The sequence below is a fragment of the Nocardia sp. NPDC004260 genome (assembly GCF_053603155.1).
The window spans coordinates 1-1,451 of record NZ_JBSGEZ010000261.1 but is presented as its reverse complement, the minus strand read 5'-3'; the positions used below and the strand labels follow the sequence as shown (position 1 = coordinate 1,451).

The 1,451-nt window shown below is 68.3% G+C and carries 1 protein-coding gene; it reads left to right on the top strand.

Annotated features, from left to right (window positions below; all coding sequences use genetic code 11):
* Positions 1 to 1,451: non-ribosomal peptide synthetase (locus tag ACWEO7_RS39495; protein WP_452430960.1), on the top strand; the 1,451-nt coding region annotated here is incomplete at both ends.

The following is a 1,451-nucleotide window of genomic DNA, read 5'->3' as shown; positions in this document are numbered from 1 at the left end:
ACCGATCTTTTCGACCGGGCGACGGTGGAGAGTTTCGCGGCGCGGTTGTCGCGCATCCTCGCCGCCGTGGTCGCCGACGCCAACGCGCCGGTCGGGGATATCGACCTACTCGCAGCCACCGAGCGCACCGACGTGCTCACCGCGTGGAACGACACCACCCATCCGGTGGAGCCCGCCACCTTGGCATCGCTACTGCGCCGGACCGTCGCGGCGGCGCCGGGAGCCGTCGCGCTGGTCGCGGACCTATCCGGCGGCGAACGCGTCGAGCTGAGCTACGCCGAGCTGGCCGCCCGGGTGAACCGCCTCGCCCGTTACCTGATCTCGGTGGGCGTCGGCCACGAAACCCGGGTCGCGCTCGCGTTCCGCCGATCGGTGGATCTGGTCGTGGCGATGTACGCGGTGGCCGAGGCCGGTGGGGCGTATGTACCGGTCGACCCCGACCAAGCCGCGGACCGGACCGACTACATCCTCTCCGTCTCCGCCCCGGTGTGTGTGCTGAGCAACGCGGAGTCGGACTTCGATACCGATGTCGCGCCGGTGGTGCGGCTCGAAGACCTGGAACTGACCGCGGTCGCGAGCGTGCCGCTCACCGACTCCGAGCGGGTCGTGCCCCTACGACCGGAGAACACGGCCTACGTCATCTTCACGTCGGGTTCGACCGGACGCCCGAAGGGCGTCGCGGTGCCACACGCGGCGGTCGTGAACCAGTTGCTCTGGAAGGCAGCCGCGTTCGAGCTGACGCAGGACGACTCGGTGCTGCTGAAGACGGCGGCCACGTTCGACTTGTCGGTGTGGGAGTTCTGGTCGGCCGCGGTCCGCGGTGGCCGGCTGGTGATCGCCGCGCCGGATGGTCATCGGGACCCCGCGTATCTGCACGACCTGATGGCGCGGGAATCGGTCACCACCCTGCACGCGGTGCCGTCGATGCTGGAGGCGCTGTCGGCACACCGGCCCGCGGCGGACGACTGGTCGCCACGGCGGGTGCTGGCGATCGGTGAGTCCCTACCCGGTTCGGTGGCGCAGCGGTTCCTACGCGACTATCCGCGTACCGAATTGTTCAACCTCTATGGTCCGACCGAGGCGGCGGTGTCGATCACCAGCCACCGGGTGACGCTCGCTGATGAGGTGTCGGTGTCGATCGGCGGGCCGGTGTGGAACGGCCGGGTGTTTGTGCTGGATGGGCGTTTGCGTCCGGTTCCGGTGGGTGTGTCGGGTGAGTTGTATTTGGCTGGTGCGCAGTTGGCGCGCGGTTACTTCGGTCGTGCGGACCTGACCGCTGACCGGTTCGTGGCCAACCCGTTCCAGCGCGGTGCGCGGATGTACCGCACCGGTGACTTGGTGGCGTGGACCAGTACCGGTGAACTCGAGTATCGGGGTCGTACGGATTTCCAGGTGAAGATTCGTGGTTTCCGTATCGAGTTGGGTGAGATCGAAGCCGCGCTGCTCGCGCT